The organism is Butyrivibrio fibrisolvens, from assembly GCF_023206215.1.
In the GTDB taxonomy this organism is placed as follows: domain Bacteria; phylum Bacillota; class Clostridia; order Lachnospirales; family Lachnospiraceae; genus Butyrivibrio; species Butyrivibrio fibrisolvens_C.
The window spans coordinates 141,553-160,977 of the sequence record NZ_CP065801.1 but is presented as its reverse complement, the minus strand read 5'-3'; the positions used below and the strand labels follow the sequence as shown (position 1 = coordinate 160,977).

Here is a 19,425-nt window from a genome sequence, read left to right as displayed (position 1 = left end):
CAAGGCTTTCATCGCAATCCTATGTTATTGGTCATAACAATTGCTACGATTCAGATTTTTAAGAGTTTTCCGCCAAATATTCTTTTTGCAAGGTTATAAGCTCTTTCATAGACGCTATGACTTTCAATCAGTACTCCGCTATCATCGAATACATATATATTCCACCATAGCTCAACGCATCCTTTGACCATTACTCCGTTATCTCCAAAGTAATACTGCTTGCCGTCTATATTCTGCCAGTATCTGACCATAAGGCCATCATCTCCGAAGTAGTATGTATTACCATTAGCTGTTACAAATTCATTGGTAACCATAATACCATCGCTACCAAAATAATATGTATTCCAGATCCATCTTGTAACAAAGCCTGTAGCCATATGACCATGATCATCAAAGAAGTATGTAGCTATGCTTCCGTCATCTTTTGCAATATTAACAAAAGCATCTTTTACAATGCGTCCATCTTCTCCGGCATAATATGTAACTCCTGATACTTCAAAGAATCCGTCATCTTTCATTACATAGTTTTCATCAAAGTAATAGGTATTCCAGATCCACTGTGTCATAAAGCCTTTGACTGCATGTCCATTGCCATCAAAGTAGTAGGTCTTATCAGAAACTGTAATAAAGCTGCTATATGCCATTACTCCGCTATCAAAGAAGAAATACAGCTGACCATCAATCATATGAAGACCTGTAAGGTATGTTCCGTCTGAAAGCTGATAATAAACATTCCACCACTTTCTTACAAATCGTCCACCAAGTGACTCAGAAGTCTCATTTTCAATTGGTTTATTTTCACCAGCTTCTTTTACACCATTTTCTTCTTCCCTGGTTACTTCTACACTGGCAGATGCTTCTCCTTCTACATTAGCTCCTGTATCAGTCATGGCGGTATCTGAAAGAACCAGGAATCCGTTCATATTGATAGTTCCGTCTTCATTACGTGTTATACCGCTGATAAGGTCTGTAGCATTAGAAGTCATAGATGATCCGATAGCTGCTTCAGCGTCAACAGATTCAAACCATGAATCATCAACAAGTGTGCCTTCAGTATTGGTTGATACTCCGTTTATCATATAATAGTTCGATGTACCATATACTAATGTTTCATCTTGCGTGCCTTTTAGCTTGAGCTGATCATCTTGAACGCCATCATTTCTGTATGAAATAACTCCATCTGCCATAAATGCTGTATTTGCAGCATCATTGGTATAAAAGGCAACATTGTATGATCCGTTATTAAAAGATGTACTGTTTGTAACCTGTATATCAGGACAGCTGTTAGAATCGATACCTTTTGCCTTATTGCAGAATGCAACGCTGTTTATAAGTTTGTGACCTCCTGTGATAGAAGATCCTCCCATCTTAAATCCGTTACCATTACCTGCATCTACAAGGTTACCTTCTTCATCAAGTACATATCCGTTCATGTAAGCTACGCTGTTTTGGATAGTCACAGTTCCGATTGCACCTGTTTCTACCTTGGCAAAAAGATCCCAGCCATCATCTGCATTATATGCAGCAATACATCCATCGAAGACATTGCCATCTCCAACTGTAAGCTTAGCTGCAAATCCATCAGCATCTTCATATCCTGCATCAGCATTAAGGAATGATGTACAGTTAAGAATTGTATTGTATGAAGGCCAGTCTTCATATGTATCTGTACTCTTATAACGACTTACCTGAATTCCTGTATTACCGTTCTTATAAGCATGGATATCGTCAAGTGTATTATGAGAACCTGATAACTGAAGTCCTTTCTGCGCATTCTGTGATCTGGTTACATCAAATCCCTGGAAGTACCAGTAGTCGCCTGCAAGTATCATACCTGCGCAAGTGCCTCCAAAGTCAAATACAGGCCTTTGAGAAGCTTTAGGATCAGCGATCATATATATGAGCTTATCTTCTGTTCCGCTTATGCCTCTTTCTACAACTATTGTACTTGTAAGATTGTAGGTGCCTCCTGATAAAAGAATCTTATCTCCTGGTTCTACAACCTTGACTGCTGTATAGATATCCATTGGATCTTCTTTTGATCCTATGGCATCTGCACTTCCATCAGGGCTAACATAATAAACGTATCTGTTTCCTTTGTCATAGTTGACCGAGATGGTAAATGTTACGGTATCGTATGATGTTAATACTTCATAAGTATCGAATCTAAAATTCGAATCAGGTGTAAATGCCCCAATGTAAGTATTAGAGCCATCCTTTAAGGTAACATTTGTTTTTACTTTAGTATTTGCAGTAACATCTGTTTCTTCAAGAACTACATTCCCATCTTCGTCTGTAATAGAAAGCTTTCCATCAGCATTGCCATAATATACAAGTTCATATGAAGCCTTATTAGCAAAATCTGCTGATTCAAATCCTGCTACAAGATCTGTATATGTAAGAGGGTGATCTTCTTTGGCATCATCATCTGAAGGTGCAACTGTAGTAAGATTTGCATTAGTAACCTTGATAGTTGCATTTCTAGCAGCAAAGAAGCCTACATATATATGATCTGAATCTATCATTGTAAGGTTATCACCTTCATCAGGATGATAGAAGAGCTGTGATCCTATTACATTGCCTTGAGAGTCAGAGTATGTTAATACATAACCTGTGTTATTCCTTCTGATGGACATATGGAACGTTGTTGTAAGATTTGCTACATCTGTCATTCCGGATGTATTGGTATAATTGCCGCACATATTATAAGTGCCTGCTTCAAGCCCCTGATCAGCAGCGCTTGTTTCAAGTGTGTACATAGTACTTGAGAATGCGCTTACATCTCCGCCTTTTATTGTCTCAAGGTTATCAGATGTAACACCTTTCTTTTCCTGAGCTCCTACACCTATTTTCATAGTATATGCATTACCATTGTCCCCTGTATATGAAACCTTGGTTACAGCAAGCATATAAGAGTTATTCCAGAATGTTGATGTATCGCCGTTTACACCGACAGCATCAGCCGCCATAATACCAAAACCTTCCTGTCCATTGGAAAGCTTCCAACTGTCCACTGTGATATCAGCTTCTAATGTAAAGTTCTCACTATCTGCATCTATTGTCGTATAGTAGAAAGCAAGACCGTCTGTTGAAGCAGGTACGAGCTTACCTTTACCATTGGTTGATGCTACTGTGATAGTTCCATCAGCAGCAACGCTTGCAGTATTATAGTCTGTAGAAACTGAGGATCCATATGTGGAGAATTCCCATGAATGCTCTGTTTCTTCTGATTTATTTTTTCTAAAAGCATCAAGTGTTATCTTGGTACCATCTGCAAGATAAGGGCTTGTAAGAACGCTGTCAGAAGTGGTCCAAGATGTCCATGATGGAATCCTGTCTGCAGAATACGAAACACCACAAGCTTCTATTGTTCCGTACTCATACATCATTCCTTCTCCGCCAAGTGAGTTAAGCCATCCTGCCGGCTGGATAAGGGATTCACTGTTATATGTAGATGCAAGTGCACTGTCACATGCATCAATTGTAGTGTTATAGAATACTACTTCACTGCTTCCTGCCTGCCATGGTCTTCCAAAGTATCCGGGTTTACTTGTAGTATAGCTATAATACCTTTCGTCAACATCAACGCCGGCTTCTACACTTGTAATATGGCACTCGTACATCAGATATCCTCTGCCTGAAGTCTGCTGGGCAGCTGTTATATAGCCGACATCATTTTTATCATCAGTTGTATTAAACACAAGATCGCACTGATAAAAGATTGCTGTCATACCGCCATATATGTAGTCTACAGCGCCGTATATACTACAGTTATTGAACTCTGCGTATGTATTCTTGCCACCATATAGAGTATCCTGACGTCCTACAACCTTACAATTTGTAAGCACTATATCAGAAAGACTATTACCAAGTGCAAGAGCTGCAGCTCTCTCTACATATGCTTTCTGCTGTACTACAGTACTTCCCTGTTCCAGAGTATCTCTGCTTCCATCAGATCCTTCCTTAGCTCCTTCCTGTGCTACGATAGTATCTGCAGCAGCAAGCTCTGATACATACTGGTTGAATGAGTTTTCAAATATGATTCCGTCTGCTTCAAATCCATCAGCATTAACGTACACTGTTGCATTCCACATTGTTGCTGTTCCAGAACCAGGATTAGTTACAGTAGGATATCCATTTTCTTGGTTAACTTTAAGTACTTCTTCGTTATATCTATAATCCTTGTCCATGGAATAATAAGTATATCCATGGCCATAATAAGATGTGATCCTGACTGCATTGTCAGTAATAGATACTCCGGAATCTGCAAGTTCTATACTTGCATTATCACCACTGGAGTTGATAAGTGATACATTATCAACATCTATTACAAGCATCTCCTGATAATCACCTGGATCTATCTCTATAGTCACTCTCTGAGTGCTTGCATCTCTGTCCATGTTTCGAACAGCATCCAGAGCTTCGTTGATAGTCTTATAGTCTTTATCAGTACCAACTGTTATCTTTTCCGAATAGGCTATCGCATTATTATCAGAGACTTTATTCATTACAATCTCTTTTGTTGTATCTGCGCTTGCAACCTTTAGATCAGAAGTAAGCGACATCTCATATCCTGTAAGCGTAGCTTCTATGTGATACTGACCATCTCGAAGAGCTATATTACCGTCGATTACATCCTGACCTGTAAAGCTATATATGTAATTGCCCAGTTCTCCTGTTATAGGAGTTTTCAGTATAGTAAATGTAAGCTTAAGATCTTCAAGCTCTTCCTGGGACGGTCCTGTCACAATAACATCTACAAGATGCATATCCTTAGCTTTAAATATTATATCCATCTCACCGTCTTCATCTGCAGTTATAGATGTCGTTACAAGTTCATAATCGTCAACACCCTGTGCTTCAAGATCGTATACCTGCCCCTTTTCAAGTTCAAGCGTAAACTCATTGGTGTCAGCTGTTTTGGCAAGAACCGGTGTATATGGTCTGTCTTTGTCATGATTTGTAATTATAAGTTCCAGGTTCAGAGCATCTTCTACAGACAGATTCATAAACTGACCGGTCAATGTAACGATATCTACTTTTGTAACAGCAAGATCGACTGTTATTTTATCATCAGATACATTATCTATTGATATTACTCCATCTGTTAACTTTGTAGAGTCTATTACATAACCATTTGCTCCTTTAAGCTCTACTGAGTAGTCATACATCTTATTAAGTACAATGCTATATGAATATGAGCCATCCTTGCATTCTACATCTGTTGTCATAGATGTAAGTTCATCACCTGAAGGTGTCTTCTGTGTAAAAACAAGTGTTGCCGTGTCAACGTCGAAAGATGCCGGCACATCAATATCGCCTGTTACTGTAACATCCCCTGCATGTTCTACATATACTCTTGCCACAACAAGTTTCTCATCCAAGCACCAAAGATAATAATCGCCGTCTGCACTTGCATAGAATACAAGCTCTTCAAGACCGGCAGCTTTTGTATAGCTTGCTGTCTGAAGGGGGTCTTCTTCTATATCCTGTCCCCAGGCGTATGTTGCAGCATTGCTATTAGAACCGGCAAGTACATAAACTATATCTCCTTTTTTTAGAGATGATATTTTAAGACCTGTAGCATTTGTACTACTGCTATTAGAATAGATATATCCTCGATATGTGTTTCCTTCTGCATCTGTCTTACTCTTGTCATCATATCTTGAGATATTCTCATTGGTAGATCTTAATCTATTGTTAGTTTTGGCACTGTAAAAAGATAATCCGGTACCGGTATCAAAGCTTCCAAGCGTAACTCCTGTAGAGCCTTCTGTAACAGATTCATCATAGAAGCCATTAATTATATCTTCAGATAGCAGATTGTTATAAGTTGTCACTTCTGTATCTTCAAGATAATCCCCTGCAAAGTCCCATACGTCATATTCGTGCTGATAGCCGTCATTGGAATCTGACGGCTTACCTTGACCAAGATACTCTACTTCATTTTTAATGTCCTGCTCATCATCTGAACTAACACTATCTGTAATAGATTCAGCTTCTTCAACATCGGATTTCTCTACGCCATCTGAATCTTCAGTATTTGTATCTTCACTATTTGTATCTTCTGCATCGCTTATATCTGAAGCATTATTTATATCATCACCTGTCATGTCTTCATCATTTTGGCTAGACTCAGTAACTTCCACAGCACACTGTGCTATGTATCCGCCATCTTTGGTTGTTACTGTTATAGTTGCATTCCCTTTTGCTATGCCCGTTACTTCCCCATCATCAACACTTGCTATCGCTTCATCAGATGATGACCATTCAAGATCACTATTAGTAGCTTCGGCAGGATATACTGTTGCTGACAACGATGCCTTTTGCCCCACTTCAATTTCAAGACTATCCTTGTCCAGCACTACGGACGAAACTGCTACTGCCTGATATGATTCCTCTGCATGTGAAGCAAAAGATGCACCTGGCAATAAAGCAGTAGTTGCCATAGTGGTCACTAATGGTATGACCATTACAGCAGCAAGAAATCTTGCTTTACTGATTTTCTTCATAATCAACCTCCCATATTTAATTGTTATTTGGATTGTAAACGTTTACAAAGAACTTGTAAGACTATTATTAGCATATTTTAGTTATTTTTTACAGCTTTTTGAGAGTAATTTATTATTTTCTGTAACTTCTTACAAACTACTCGACTATTATTTGTCAATTTTTCTCTAATTTCACTTTCATACCGTTATGAAACCGTTTACAATTGTATCTTTTTTCTATAATGCTATATCATATATATTGAATATTGTGATCCCGGGTATTTATCAGAATGTAATCTTGACGGACTGACGAAGCGTAAAATATAAAAAAACGTAATAATAACTATGCAGCCATATAAATTTAGTATAAAATGAACTTTGTTCCATAATTAATTTTCATGTCTAATGTTTAAATATCATAGTATATATATTTTTATATACTTTATTTTATAATGATAATGTATATAATTTAAAATTGTGACCCAGATTACTATTAATCAGGCTTATATATAATTAGTTTTTATAACTAACGAAGGGGTATAAAATGTTCTTCAAAAGAAAGAAAAATACACTTGTCCTCTATTATTCACAGAGTATGGGCAATACTAAAAAGATTGCAGAAAAAATCGCAGAAGCAAAATCATATGATATCGAGCCTATTCTCACTATCAAGAAATACACAGGTTCATATGACGATATTATGACACAGGGCAAAGAGGAAGTTGAAAATGGATACAGACCTGAACTTCAGCCTCTATCACACGACCTTTCTAAATATGACAGGATAATAATAGGTTCTCCTACATGGTGGTATACAATATCTCCTGCAGTGTCTGCTTTCCTTGAAAATAACAGTCTTGCAGGCAAGACTGTTATCCCATTTGTTACTTTTGGAGGCTATGAAGGACATTCGCTTTCAGATTTAGAAAAGGCCTGCGGTTCAGCTAAGATTATAAATCCTAAGTCTATTCAATTCGACGCTGAGAATCTTAACCAGATGGTTATTTCTGATAAAGAACTTGATGCCTGGATTCAGTCCTTATAAATCTCATATTTTCTGATAAAACAATATAAAACATTTGTATCAAACCGATCAGATTATTTTTTCATATTAAAAAAACCGGAATCGCTAATAGCGATTCCGGTTTTTATTCGCTTGAACACATGATCTAATTTCATTAGATCTATTCCCATAAACTATATTAAAACAATATATTAGGGATTTGATTATTTAGCTACAGCTTCTAATGTCTTTTTTTCTTCAGCCTTTTTGGAAGTAGTAGCTTTCTTTGCTGTTTCAGCCTTAGGAGCAGCTGCCTTTTTGGTAGTTGTTTTCTTTGCAGCTGTTTTCTTTGCTGCAGGCTTCTTCGCTGTAGTCTTCTTAGCTACAGTTTTCTTAGGCGCTTCTTCCTTTGCCTTAAGCTGTTCAAAAGCATACAGGATCTTATCAAGATCTCCCCAAACCTTTGCAGTCTCATCATTATAAGCGTCCTTAAGACTAACTTTCTTGGATGACAAGCTAATAGCTACATCTGCACTTGTAGTAACAACTGCATCTCTGTCATAATACTCAAAAGGTTCAACATCTACATTACTGTCTGCAATCTCTACATAGAAAGCGCCTTCAGCTTCACCTTCGATATTGAACTGAACTGCTACATGCTCTTTAATGTTGCTGGCATCTAGCGCACCATAATTCTTCTTTACCTCTTTTACCAATTCTTCATAAGTCATTTTCTCATAACTCCTTTTTTACTTGGTTGTAGATATTCTGAATTTCTTAGTTCGCATTACATGTACCATTATCTCATATTTCGAATAATTTTCAATACTTTACCGCATTAAAATGTAGCAAAAAATAGCATCAGATGGCTTTTCCAACAAACTGACTCATATAAAGGTCATAATAGAAGCCTTTTCTTTCCATCAGCTCTTTGTGATTTCCCATTTCTACAACGTTACCGCTCTTCATAACAAGAATAATGTCTGCATTTCTGATAGTACTAAGTCTATGAGCAACAACAAAGCTGGTCCTGCCTTCCATCATCGCGTTGAAAGCTTCCTGTATCTTCATTTCAGTTCTGGTATCAATTGATGATGTGGCTTCATCTAATATCATCATAGAAGGCTTTCCCATCATAACCCTGGCAATACACAGAAGCTGTCTCTGTCCATGTGAGAATTCTTCGCCATTTTCTGAAATAATAGTATCGTACTTTTTAGGAAGTTTCTGGATAAAAGAATCTATATGGCATACTTTAGCAATTTTTCTCATATCTTCATCTGATATGTCAGGATTTCCCATAGTTATATTTTCTCTTATTGTACCTGACTTAAGCCATGTTTCCTGAAGGACCATTCCGTATCCATTTCGAAGTGATCCTCTCTTAATATCCCTTATATCAGTTCCGTCGACAAGAATAGCACCTTTACTAATATCATAGAATCTCATCAATAGATTTATAAGTGTTGTCTTGCCGCACCCTGTTGGGCCGACTATAGCTACGTTTTGTCCCGGTTTTACTTCAAGATTGAAATCTTCTATCAGTTTCTGACCTTCTACATAAGAAAAGCTGACCCCTTCTATCTTAACTTCACCATCAAAGTGATCTCTTGCTATAGCATCTTCTGAATCAGGTGTCTGACTCTTTTCTTCGATAAAACTGAATGTGCTGGCAGCACAGGCAATTGCATTCTGAAGTTCAGTGATAACGCCTGATATCTCATTAAATGGTTTAGTATACTGGTTTGAATATGACAAAAAAGCTGTAAGCTGACCAACACTCATACGTCCGGATACAACGCTAAGAGCGCCAAAGACTCCTACTCCTGTATATACAAGACTGTTTATAAATCTGGTTGATGGATTAGTAATTGAAGAATAAAAGGTTGCTTTAAGCGATTTATCTCTAAGCTTTTCATTTATCACATCAAATTTTTCTATAACTTTTTCTTTTTGATCGAAAGCTTTGATCACTCGCTGTCCTTCTATCATTTCATTGATGTATCCGGTCTGCTCTCCGCGTATAATCGACTGTTCTTTGAACATTGTAAAGGTTTTCTTTGAAATAAAACCGGCAACTACAAATGATAAAGGCGTTATGGCAACTACAACTATTGTAATATAAACATTTACAGTCAGCATAAATAACAAAGTTCCGATAATGGTTACTATACCTGTAAAGAACTGCGTAAATCCCATCAAAAGCCCATCTGCAAACTGAGCAGCATCATTTATGATCTTACTTTCTATTTCTCCATATGCATGTGAGTCAAGATATGAAAGAGGCATCTCCTGAATCTTATGAAATGCATCATTTCTAATATCTCTTACTACATTATAGGTCATCTTGTTATTGCACAGATTGATAATCCACTGGCCGATGCTGGTGATAATAACAAATATCATAATCTTTGTTATTATAAACATAACTCCGCCAAAATCCACCTTTGAAGGTCCAAACATATAATCTACCGCCTGTCCGGTAAGCTTGGGTATATATAAGGTAAACAATACTGTTACAAAAGATAATATCAAAGAAATATACAGATATATTCTGTATTTTTTTATGTAATTAAATACCTTTATCAAAACTTCTTTTTGACCGGTCTTTTTACTTGTTTTACTCATTTACAATGCCTCCGTTAAAACTTCTTCTTTGGGGAATTGTGAATAGTATATCTCCTGATATACTTCATTATTATCTATAAGCTCTTTATGAGTTCCAATTCCTGCAATCCGTCCTTCATCCAAGACGATTATCATATCTGCATTTTGAACCGAAGCAGCTCTTTGAGAGACTATAAATGTTGTCATATTAGCAGAATTCTGTGAAATAGCCATGCGAAGCTTAGCATCTGTCGCAAAGTCAAGCGCAGAAGCGCTATCATCCATTATCAATATGTCAGGCTTTTTCAAAAGTGCACGGGCAATTGTAAGTCTTTGCTTCTGACCGCCTGAAAGATTACGTCCGCTTTGTTCTACCATGTAGCCGGTCTTACCTATCTTCTCTTCTACAAACTCTCTTGCCTGTGATATATCAAGAGCAATGTTTATATCTTCAGTTGATGCACCTTCATCACCCCATTTTAGATTATCAGATATGCTACCTTTAAATAGCTCTGCCTTTTGAAGGACTACACCTATGTGAGACCTAAGATCCTGAATGCTTAAATCTCTTACATCCTTGCCAAATATCCTTACATGTCCCTGTTGAACATCATAAAATCTTGGTATAAGACTTATAAGCGAGGTTTTACCACTTCCTGTTCCTCCGATTATTCCGACAGTCTGTCCCTTCTTGACCTTAAAGCTTATATTATCGAGAACATTCTCACCATCTTCTTCATATAAGAATGAAACATTATCAAACTCAACCGCAATATCTTCTGACGATACATCCAGCTTTTGATCTCCATCTATCATATTGGGCTTTGTATCTAGTACTGATGCGATTCGATTACCGCAAGCAATTGCTTTAGTTATCTGAATTATAAGATTCGCAAGTTTGATAAGTTCTACAAGTATCTGAGACATATAGTTAAGAAGTGCTATAACTTGTCCCTGGGTTAGTATACCTATATTGATACGAACAGCTCCTGTATAAATCAAGATAACGGTTGCTATGTTTATCATCAGGTAAGTAAGCGGGTTCATAACTCCGGAGATTGCTCCAACATACTGCTGAGCATGATTTAAAACTGCATTTCTATCCCTAAAAATGTCTTCTTCACTTTTTTCCCTATTAAAGGCCCTTATAACTCTAACACCTGTAAGATTCTCTCTCGTACTTGTCATTACACTGTCAAGCTTGTTCTGAACCGCTTTGTATAAAGGAAGTGTCCATATTAGTATGATAAAAACTACTACTGATAAAAGAGGAATTGTAACTACAAAAATTAAGGCTGATTTAACATCTACAGTAAATGCCATGATCATGGCACCAAATACTACAAACGGTGATCTCATAAACAGCCTTAAGAACATATTGACACCGCTTTGAACATCATTGATATCACTTGTCATTCTATTTATCAATGTATCAGTTCCAAACAGATCTATCTGCGAAAATGAAAAATCCTGAATATGTTCAAACAGTGCATGTCGTAGCTTAGCTGAGAAGCCTGTTGCAGCTCTGGCAGCAAAATACTGCGCCGTGATCGCAGCGCAAAGTCCGACAACACCAAGGAGTACAAGGACAGCACTCATCTTAATAATATGTGATCTGTCAGCTTCTTTAATTCCAACATCTATAATGGAAGCCATAACAAGAGGAACCAGTAATTCAAATGAAGCCTCCAGCATTTTAAAAACAGGAGCAAGTATAGACTCCTTTTTATAATCTTTAAGATATTTGAGTATTGATTTCATATAAACCTTCCTGCTTGATAGTGTTAGTAATTAAATTTATGGCCGCATCTATTCTAACATAATATAAAATAGATTCAAAATTTTGCCAAAATAGGGTTAAGTTATTCCGGGTTATGACCGATAGATAAGTAAGATAACTATACCTTTAGATATTAATTAATATATACCTTATGTAAAAGCAAGGATTGCTTTGTAATACAGCAAAGGAGGGCAAATTTATGAGTAATATGAATATAGGCAGTATCGCCAGTTCAAGTATGCTGAATTATCGTCAGCAGTCTGCACTTAGTACAAAGTCAGCTACAGCAAATGCTCTTTTTGGTTCACTAAATATAGATGAGTCAAATATCGCAGCAAGCATCTCCTTATCCGATTATGGTCAGATAAAAAACGGAAGTTATGGTAAACTACTGACTTCCTATTATAAAAAGCTTGAGTCAGAGACTAAAGTTTCATCCACCAATACCGATACTACAGATGAAGCTTCAAAAACAAAAAAGACATCATACGAAAATAACTCTTCCAATGTTTTAGAATCTGTTCTGTCCACCTACAAGCCGGACGGAACTGCAAACAAGGACAATACAGGGTCTAATCTTGACACAACTGTTTAAGTCAAATGTTAATTTCTCTTGTCGGATCCATACAAGAGAAAGAGCGCTTGCTAAAAGTGTATGTCAATCACTTTTACGCAGCTCATAACATACAGACAGCCCATGCGAACAATATCGCAGCTGGGCTGTCTTTTTACTTGTAATATATTTATGATATATACCGAAATACATATATGATGATCAATGATCAATATCGTAAATCCTTATTGATTTAGATGCCGCTCATCTGATAGAATTATAAACTGCTCATCTAGAAAACACATAGCACTTATATGAGTCTATTAATATTTATCTACATGGAGGTTATTATGAATCTAAATCTATCAATCTTTGATATCATCGGTTATGTTGGATCACTACTTGTTGTAATATCAATGCTCATGACTTCTGTAATGAAGCTTAGGATCATCAACACTGCAGGAAGCATACTGGCTGTAATCTATGCTATAGCAATACATGCATACCCTACTCTTGTTATGAACCTTGCTCTTATCATTATCAATGTCATCAATATGAGAAAGCTAAGCAATAACAGTCCGGAATATAGAATGGTGAAAGCTCCCGGCAATGATGCTATTCTTGGAGATCTTGTTGCAAGATACCTTGATGACATCAAAAAGTATTTCCCGGGATACAGAGATCTTACAGCTGAAGATACTGCATTTATAGTATTTAATTCAGATGTACCTGTTGGAATAACTGTAGGAACTATAAATAACAATTGTTTTGATATTATGATAGACTATACAGTCCCAGCGTATAGAGACTGCTCAGTTGGTAAATTCATCTTCTCTCATCTTAAATCCTTTGGCCTTACCAAGGCTCAGATGAGTAATCCGTCAAATGAGCATCTTAATTATCTTAATAAGATTGGCTTCTCAACAGATGGTAACAAGTTTATCAAAATGCTGTGATCGTGATGTTTTTGCCCCTGCAATTTGCAGGGGCTTTATTATTGCAGGTAAATACCTAAAACACATCTTATATTATGGCTTTTATCCCTTACGTCATATTATTTATTCATTTATTTATATTTGAACTTGGAATACTTGATTCTCTGACTTCCATACAGACTGTCATAGCCGGAAATAGCGTAGCTGATGGCGGTCACTATCATATAATAAAATGCTCCTTCATACCCAAATAGTTTAAACGCGATAAGTAGTGATGCTATAGGACAGTTAGTTACGCTGCAAAATAGAGCCAGCATACCAAGAGCTACTGCAAGCTGGTTTGGAAATCCTACTATGCTTGCATACAGCCTTCCAAAAGTAGCACCTATATACAGAGTCGGAACAATCTCTCCTCCTTTAAAACCTGATCCTAACGTTATTGCAGTAAAAATCATTTTTATCAGAAAAGCAATGTAAGGTGATTCGCCATTAAAGGCCATTTCTATAACTTCTATTCCTGCTCCATTATAATATCCGCCTTTAAATACATAGGATAATCCTATTATTATCAGGCCACCGCATATAACTCTTATATACGAATTTTTTATTATTTTATAAAAAGCTTTTCTTGTATATCTGATGCTAAGACAGAACATTATCCCTATAAAAGCACCGATTATTGCAATGAATACACTCTTTATTGCAAGCTGCGCTGTAAGCTGCGGAACTATTTTGACAAAAAATACATCAGCACCTACTCCGAAATATCTGGCAACGTACAGTGCAACCAAAGAAGCTGCTACACTTGGCACAAGAGCTGCATAATGCATAGCACCAACGCTTGACAACTCTATAGAAAAGACAGCTGCAGCTATGGGCGTTCCAAATAAAGATGAAAATGCTGCCGCCATTCCAGACATTGTCATTATCTTTTTGTCATCATCGCATAGCTTTATAACTTTGCCGATGTTATATCCGAGGCTTCCGCCAAACTGAAGTGCCGCGCCTTCTCTACCTGCTGATCCTCCGCATAGATGGGTAAGAAATGTAGCTATTATGATTAGAGGCGTTTTAAAAATGGGGATTGATTCATTGGCCGTGATGGCCTTGATAATAAGATCTGTACCTGTATCATTATGATCATTAAAAAAATGATACAGATATACAATTAATATACCTGCCAGTGGTAACAGTAGAAGTACATATGGATTATTATGACGATATATATTTGCAAAAGTGAGTAAGTGGGCGAATATTGCGCCCACAAACCCAACTATGATACCTACTATCAGTCCAAGGATAATCCACTTTGCAAGAAGCAGCAAACTGATTCCTGTCTTACGAAGGCTACTATCACTTTCTTTGATATCAGGTATAATTTGCACAGAAACCTCCTTTGAGCTTAGATAGCTCCGAGTGCCTGTTCCAAATCCTCTATAATATCATCAACATTCTCGATTCCAACTGATAATCTTACAAGATCCGGTGATACACCGCCTGCAAGGAGTTCTTCATCTGTCATCTGGCGATGTGTTGAAGATGCCGGATGAAGCACACAGGTATGTGCATCTGCTACATGCGTTGCGATCATGGCAACTTTGAGATGCTTCATAAATTCTTCGGCTGCTTTGCGTCCGCCCTTAACCCCGAAAGATATAACTCCGCAGGTTCCTTTGGGCATATATTTCTTTGCTCTTTCATAATATTTGTTGCCTGGAAGTCCTGGATAATTGACCCATTCAACTTTGTCGCTATCCTGAAGGAACTGTGCTACCTTCATAGCATTGGATACATGTCTCTCCATACGTACTGCAAGAGACTCAAGTCCAAGATTAAGCATATAGCAGTTCATAGGAGAAGGGATAGAACCAAGATCTCTCATGAGCTGCGCTGTACACTTGGTAATGAATGCACCTTCTTTGCCAAACTTCTCTGCATATGTTATTCCATGATATGATTCATCCGGTGTACAAAGTCCCGGGAACTTATCTGCGTGAGCCATCCAGTCAAAGTTACCTGAATCAACGATAACTCCGCCTACTGTAGCATCATGTCCATCCATGTATTTGGTAGTAGAATGGGTAACTATATCTGCTCCCCATTCAAAAGGACGACAGTTTATAGGTGTTGCAAATGTATTATCTATAATAAGCGGAACACCGTGTGCATGAGCTGCCTTAGCAAAGCGCTCGATATCGAATACTATAAGTGCCGGATTAGCTATAGTTTCTCCAAATACTGCTTTGGTATTAGGCTTAAAAGCTTTTTCAAGCTCTTCATCTGAGCAATCAGGATCAACAAAAGTAAAATCGATACCCATACGGCGCATTGTAACATTAAACAGATTAAAGCTTCCGCCGTAGATTGTTGATGATGCTATAACATGATCTCCATTGCCGGCAAGATTAAATACTGAGAAAAAAGTTGCTGCCTGTCCGGAAGATGTAAGCATTGCTGCTGTTCCGCCTTCAAGTGCTGCGATCTTAGCTGCAACATAGTCGTTCGTTGGATTCTGAAGTCTTGTATAAAAATATCCACTTGCTTCAAGATCAAACAGCTTTCCCATGTCTTCGCTTGTGTCATACTTAAATGTTGTTGACTGAACTATTGGCATCAGACGAGACTCACCATTTTTAGGTTCATAGCCTGCCTGAATACATTTTGTCTCCGCTCTCACTAAACTTTCCTCTTTTCTATATTTTATTTTATTATTTATTCAAATTTCCACAGGATAGTTTTAATTTTATTATCATAATATGATGTTTGCTAAATCAAAGTTCTTAAATATATATAGCATCATTACTTAAACATGTCCATAATTATTTTTATCGCATCACCTTGATAAAGTAATTACTTTATTGTATTTATCATCCTAAAGAAGGATAATAGTATAAAGGGAGGGAATTTCTATGGGACATGTTCATACTAAATATAGCAACAAGTCAAAGAGCTTTTCTTTTAACAGTTTTTCTCACTTTATAAATACCCTATTTGAACGCAAAAAGTATATTTACAGAAAAAGAGATAAAAATACCTACCGGAAGATAAAATCCATATTAAAAGCTGAAGGATTTAGGCATGTATCATCAGGCCATTATCTTCAGGAAGAAATAATCCCCGGAGGATGTGCTTCCCAGCTTGATCCTAGAAATTTCGGGCCAAATGGCAGGATTGACAGAGACATTTATTATATAAAAGTCCCTGTTTCTTCTTATGATAACGCATGTAATGCTATATTACATCACGGCATCAAAGCTGAAGTTCTCTCTGAAAAAGAGCTTATGACTTCTGCCCCTGATAAGGCAAGAACTAAACTTTCCGAGCTTAATAATGAGCTTTGACTTCCCACCTTGTGAATTCTAATCTGTCAAAGTGGGAAGTATATCATAGACTCTTTCTTTGAAGAAGCCTTCTTAGAAGATCTCCTACAGCATCAGGGAGCTGCCGCATATTTATTATCCTTTCGTAGTCATCTCCATAGATAATACTTACATTATCAAGGTGCAGGCTTGCGCCAAAAAATACTGCGCCTATATTTATTCCATGCTTTTTTAAACTCTGCACCGCTTTCCTTGCATCATCTACTGCCGCAAGTCCCTCGTATTCCTTAACCCTTAATCCCGCACCTGCATTTTTGATAGGCATAGAATCATTAGGACTTGCGTCTGTAAGTACGAAGAGAAACCTTTCTGTTTCTTGCTCTTCTTCATCCATGTATAAATGATCCAGCAATTTAAAACACAGTCCGTCGCGGTTCCAACCTGCTGCGACATAATTAAAGGCTCCATGACTATGCATATCTTTATAGTTCTTTAGATTCTCAAGAACAGTATATCCGCATATTGATCTGAAAGCTTTAATGCTCACAGGAATATGCACCTTTACAAAGCTCTCAGCGATCATATATGCTTCACATGCTATGCTCTCCTGAAAGTTCATTCTGGACTGGGATGCATCCAATAATATATCAACTGTAATTTTATAATCCTTCTCATCGCCTTCATTTAAGAAGACTCTTGTATCTTTCATCAGCGAAAGTCTATAGGCCTTACTGCTTTCAAGTATTCCGCTTTTGGACTCCTGCGGAAGGCATCTAAGATAAGATTCAAATATTGTATTTATCTGCGCAGAAAGGTTCCTTATGCTTTCCTGTATCTGATAAGTCCTACTGTTATAAAAGGCTATATTTTTATTTATCTGATCATTAAACGTTTCAATACTCTTAAAAGCCTTGGCATCTTTTATAGTCTTATTTTTATTGATACCATTCGTTATCCATACATGACAGTTTTCATCACTATTCGTGCATATATCCTTTTCTAATACCTTCATTTCTTCGTCAGTATATATGCAGCTTCCAAAACAGCTTTCTATATAATCTCTATTTCTTTGTAACGTTTCTATATTGTTTATAAAATGGTCTTCATGAGATAGTGTTACAGAGCCTTCTTTATTTCCGCTTCCGCTACCACTTCTTACAAATAAGGTCTCTGTTTCTTTATTCTTTTTATATAGTATACTTTGAAGTCTTCTTGCTATAGACAAATTCACATTATTTTTTCTTTCTTTGGTGACTTTGTCTGTATCAAATCTAAAATATTCTTTTAATATACTTCTAAGTGCTTGTATAAGGCCTTCTGTATCAAGATCTTTACTTAATAGAAGTGCTTTTGAAAGTTTCTTTTCTCTATCTGATAGTAAGACGACTTTTTTGCCAAGTACGTATGCCCATCTGGCTTCTTCCTGATTATATACAGGAATACTCTGCATCTCCATTTGCTGCCTTGAGTAATTCTGCACTGTCTCGTAGAATTCTTTAGCTCTCTTTATTCTAAGTGCAGATAATACCGGCCTACTTACTTTTTCCTTTTCAAATATACAATTTTCTATTGCCAGCCACATGTAGGAATCAAATTCCTGAGCTTTTTTCAAATAACTATAGTTATCAAAAAAAGCTACTATTTGGCTAATGTCAAACCACTTCACTGTTAATCCTATGATCATATTGAAATACTGATCAGGCTTACCATTAGAATAAAAGGCCAAAAAGGGCGGTTCAAAATCGTACCGCCCGGCTGCATTCCATACTATATTCAGAGCTCTTTTTGAATTGCCCTCGTAATGTTTTTTTATCATGCGAATATGACCTTCCTGTCAAGATCAGCAGATATCCTTGCATCGACAACATCCTGAACAAGCTTTCTTTCATAAGAGTCAAAAGTCTTGTTGACTATACACATACTTATGGCAGGACCTGATTTTATCCCTTTTCTCATAAGTGATATAGCATCCAGAAGTCCTCTAAGATCAAGTGCTCTTTCTGTTATCTGCGCACTTTCGGCTTTTTTCTCAATCTCTTTGTAGAGGTATGTAAATTGGTCACATATATCTTTTCTGATGTCAGGAAATTCTCTCATGATAAGTCGTTTTAAGTCATCATCACTTATTACCGGCATATCTATGACCGCAAATCTCGAGCACAGTGCTTCATTTAGGTCTCTTGTCCCGGCATAGCCGTAGTTCATGGTAGCTATAAATCTTGTTGCATCATCAAGACTTGTCCTCTCATATCCGGGAACGTCCAAGACCCGCCTAAAATCAAGTACGCTATGAAGTACTGCAAGAGCTTCATTTCTTGCCATATTGATCTCATCAAGTACTCCGAAACCTCCATTTAAAGCACATTTTAGTATCGGCCCTTGTCTGAAGACAACCTTTTCTCCGTCATATGTGTCTGTTCCAATAAGCCATGATGCATCAACATTTATATGAAAAGATACATCCCATATCGGCCTTTCAAATACAGCCGCAAGGTTCTGTGCAAGGACGTTTTTGCCAGTCGCTTTAGGTCCGGCAAGAAGGATATTCTCACCTGCAAGTATGCTGCATAGTGCCTTTTCCCAGGTATCCTTGCCATAATATAAATATTTAGGATCAGGAATCCTCGACTTATATACATCTTTTGATCTATGAGTCTCATTAAAAAGCTCAATATCTTTGATGATCTCTTGCGATATTCCTTCTTCTTTCAAAAAATCAGTCCATTTTGTCATAAT

12 protein-coding genes are annotated in these 19,425 nt (G+C 37.2%); 4 read left to right on the top strand and 8 right to left on the bottom strand.

Features of this window, described 5'->3' with window-relative positions; translation table 11 throughout:
• Positions 1-50: 50 nt before the first annotated feature.
• Positions 51-6,512, bottom strand: a complete 6,462-nt coding sequence (locus I7804_RS18005; RefSeq protein WP_248406216.1) for a pectinesterase family protein — start codon at positions 6,510-6,512, stop codon at positions 51-53.
• 523 nt (positions 6,513-7,035) lie between these two features.
• Here I7804_RS18005 and I7804_RS18000 point away from each other — a divergent pair.
• Positions 7,036-7,536: a flavodoxin gene (locus tag I7804_RS18000; protein ID WP_248406215.1), complete on the top strand. Its 501-nt coding sequence runs from the start codon at positions 7,036-7,038 to the stop codon at positions 7,534-7,536.
• Between the two features lie 182 nt (positions 7,537-7,718).
• Here I7804_RS18000 and I7804_RS17995 read toward each other — a convergent pair whose 3' ends face one another.
• The 3 genes from I7804_RS17995 to I7804_RS17985 all read right to left on the bottom strand — a co-directional run bounded on the left by I7804_RS17995 (position 7,719) and on the right by I7804_RS17985 (position 11,862).
• Positions 7,719-8,225 (bottom strand): hypothetical protein, encoded by a 507-nt coding sequence (locus I7804_RS17995; RefSeq protein WP_080655994.1) that lies wholly within the window; start codon positions 8,223-8,225, stop codon positions 7,719-7,721.
• A 130-nt stretch (positions 8,226-8,355) separates the two neighbouring features.
• Complete coding sequence (locus I7804_RS17990; RefSeq protein ID WP_248406214.1) at positions 8,356-10,122, bottom strand: ABC transporter ATP-binding protein; 1,767 nt, start codon at positions 10,120-10,122, stop codon at positions 8,356-8,358.
• The gene (locus I7804_RS17985) at positions 10,123-11,862 is read right to left on the bottom strand and encodes an ABC transporter ATP-binding protein (RefSeq protein ID WP_248406213.1); all 1,740 of its coding nucleotides are present in this window, start codon (positions 11,860-11,862) and stop codon (positions 10,123-10,125) included.
• A gap of 218 nt (positions 11,863-12,080) precedes the next feature.
• Here I7804_RS17985 and I7804_RS17980 point away from each other — a divergent pair, with 218 nt between their 5' ends.
• Both I7804_RS17980 and I7804_RS17975 read left to right on the top strand, forming a co-directional pair.
• Entirely contained in the window at positions 12,081-12,476 is a 396-nt protein-coding gene (locus I7804_RS17980; RefSeq protein ID WP_248406212.1) for a hypothetical protein, read from the top strand.
• Between the two features lie 272 nt (positions 12,477-12,748).
• The gene (locus I7804_RS17975; protein WP_331477915.1) at positions 12,749-13,390 is read left to right on the top strand and encodes a hypothetical protein; all 642 of its coding nucleotides are present in this window, start codon (positions 12,749-12,751) and stop codon (positions 13,388-13,390) included.
• Positions 13,391-13,500: 110 nt separating this feature from the next.
• Here I7804_RS17975 and I7804_RS17970 read toward each other — a convergent pair whose 3' ends face one another.
• Positions 13,501-14,754 carry a chloride channel protein gene (locus I7804_RS17970; protein WP_248406210.1) on the bottom strand — a complete coding sequence of 418 codons (1,254 nt, stop codon included), beginning with the start codon at positions 14,752-14,754 and terminating at the stop codon, positions 13,501-13,503.
• Between the two features lie 17 nt (positions 14,755-14,771).
• Positions 14,772-16,046, bottom strand: coding sequence for an O-acetylhomoserine aminocarboxypropyltransferase/cysteine synthase family protein (locus I7804_RS17965; protein ID WP_022754885.1), 1,275 nt, complete (start codon positions 16,044-16,046; stop codon positions 14,772-14,774).
• A 232-nt stretch (positions 16,047-16,278) separates the two neighbouring features.
• Here I7804_RS17965 and I7804_RS17960 point away from each other — a divergent pair, with 232 nt between their 5' ends.
• The gene (locus tag I7804_RS17960; RefSeq protein ID WP_248406209.1) at positions 16,279-16,710 is read left to right on the top strand and encodes a hypothetical protein; all 432 of its coding nucleotides are present in this window, start codon (positions 16,279-16,281) and stop codon (positions 16,708-16,710) included.
• 43 nt (positions 16,711-16,753) lie between these two features.
• On the opposite strand, the gene I7804_RS17955 is transcribed toward I7804_RS17960, so the two are convergent.
• Together I7804_RS17955 and I7804_RS17950 are read right to left on the bottom strand one after the other, a co-directional pair.
• Positions 16,754-18,505 (bottom strand): hypothetical protein, encoded by a 1,752-nt coding sequence (locus tag I7804_RS17955; RefSeq protein WP_248406208.1) that lies wholly within the window; start codon positions 18,503-18,505, stop codon positions 16,754-16,756.
• The gene (locus I7804_RS17950) at positions 18,502-19,422 is read right to left on the bottom strand and encodes an AAA family ATPase (RefSeq protein WP_248406207.1); all 921 of its coding nucleotides are present in this window, start codon (positions 19,420-19,422) and stop codon (positions 18,502-18,504) included. Before I7804_RS17950 ends, I7804_RS17955 begins: the two co-directional genes overlap by 4 nt.
• Positions 19,423-19,425 lie beyond the last annotated feature (3 nt).

Excerpts from the sequence above, each read along its gene's own strand:
- I7804_RS18005 (WP_248406216.1), bottom strand. The coding sequence starts at position 6,512 with ATGAAGAAAATCAGTAAAGCAAGATTTCTTGCTGCTGTAATGGTCATA.
- I7804_RS18000 (WP_248406215.1), top strand. The coding sequence starts at position 7,036 with ATGTTCTTCAAAAGAAAGAAAAATACACTTGTCCTCTATTATTCACAG.
- I7804_RS17995 (WP_080655994.1), bottom strand. The coding sequence starts at position 8,225 with ATGACTTATGAAGAATTGGTAAAAGAGGTAAAGAAGAATTATGGTGCG.
- I7804_RS17990 (WP_248406214.1), bottom strand. The coding sequence starts at position 10,122 with ATGAGTAAAACAAGTAAAAAGACCGGTCAAAAAGAAGTTTTGATAAAG.
- I7804_RS17985 (WP_248406213.1), bottom strand. The coding sequence starts at position 11,862 with ATGAAATCAATACTCAAATATCTTAAAGATTATAAAAAGGAGTCTATA.
- I7804_RS17980 (WP_248406212.1), top strand. The coding sequence starts at position 12,081 with ATGAGTAATATGAATATAGGCAGTATCGCCAGTTCAAGTATGCTGAAT.
- I7804_RS17975 (WP_331477915.1), top strand. The coding sequence starts at position 12,749 with ATGAGTCTATTAATATTTATCTACATGGAGGTTATTATGAATCTAAAT.
- I7804_RS17960 (WP_248406209.1), top strand. The coding sequence starts at position 16,279 with ATGGGACATGTTCATACTAAATATAGCAACAAGTCAAAGAGCTTTTCT.
- I7804_RS17955 (WP_248406208.1), bottom strand. The coding sequence starts at position 18,505 with ATGATAAAAAAACATTACGAGGGCAATTCAAAAAGAGCTCTGAATATA.
- I7804_RS17950 (WP_248406207.1), bottom strand. The coding sequence starts at position 19,422 with ATGACAAAATGGACTGATTTTTTGAAAGAAGAAGGAATATCGCAAGAG.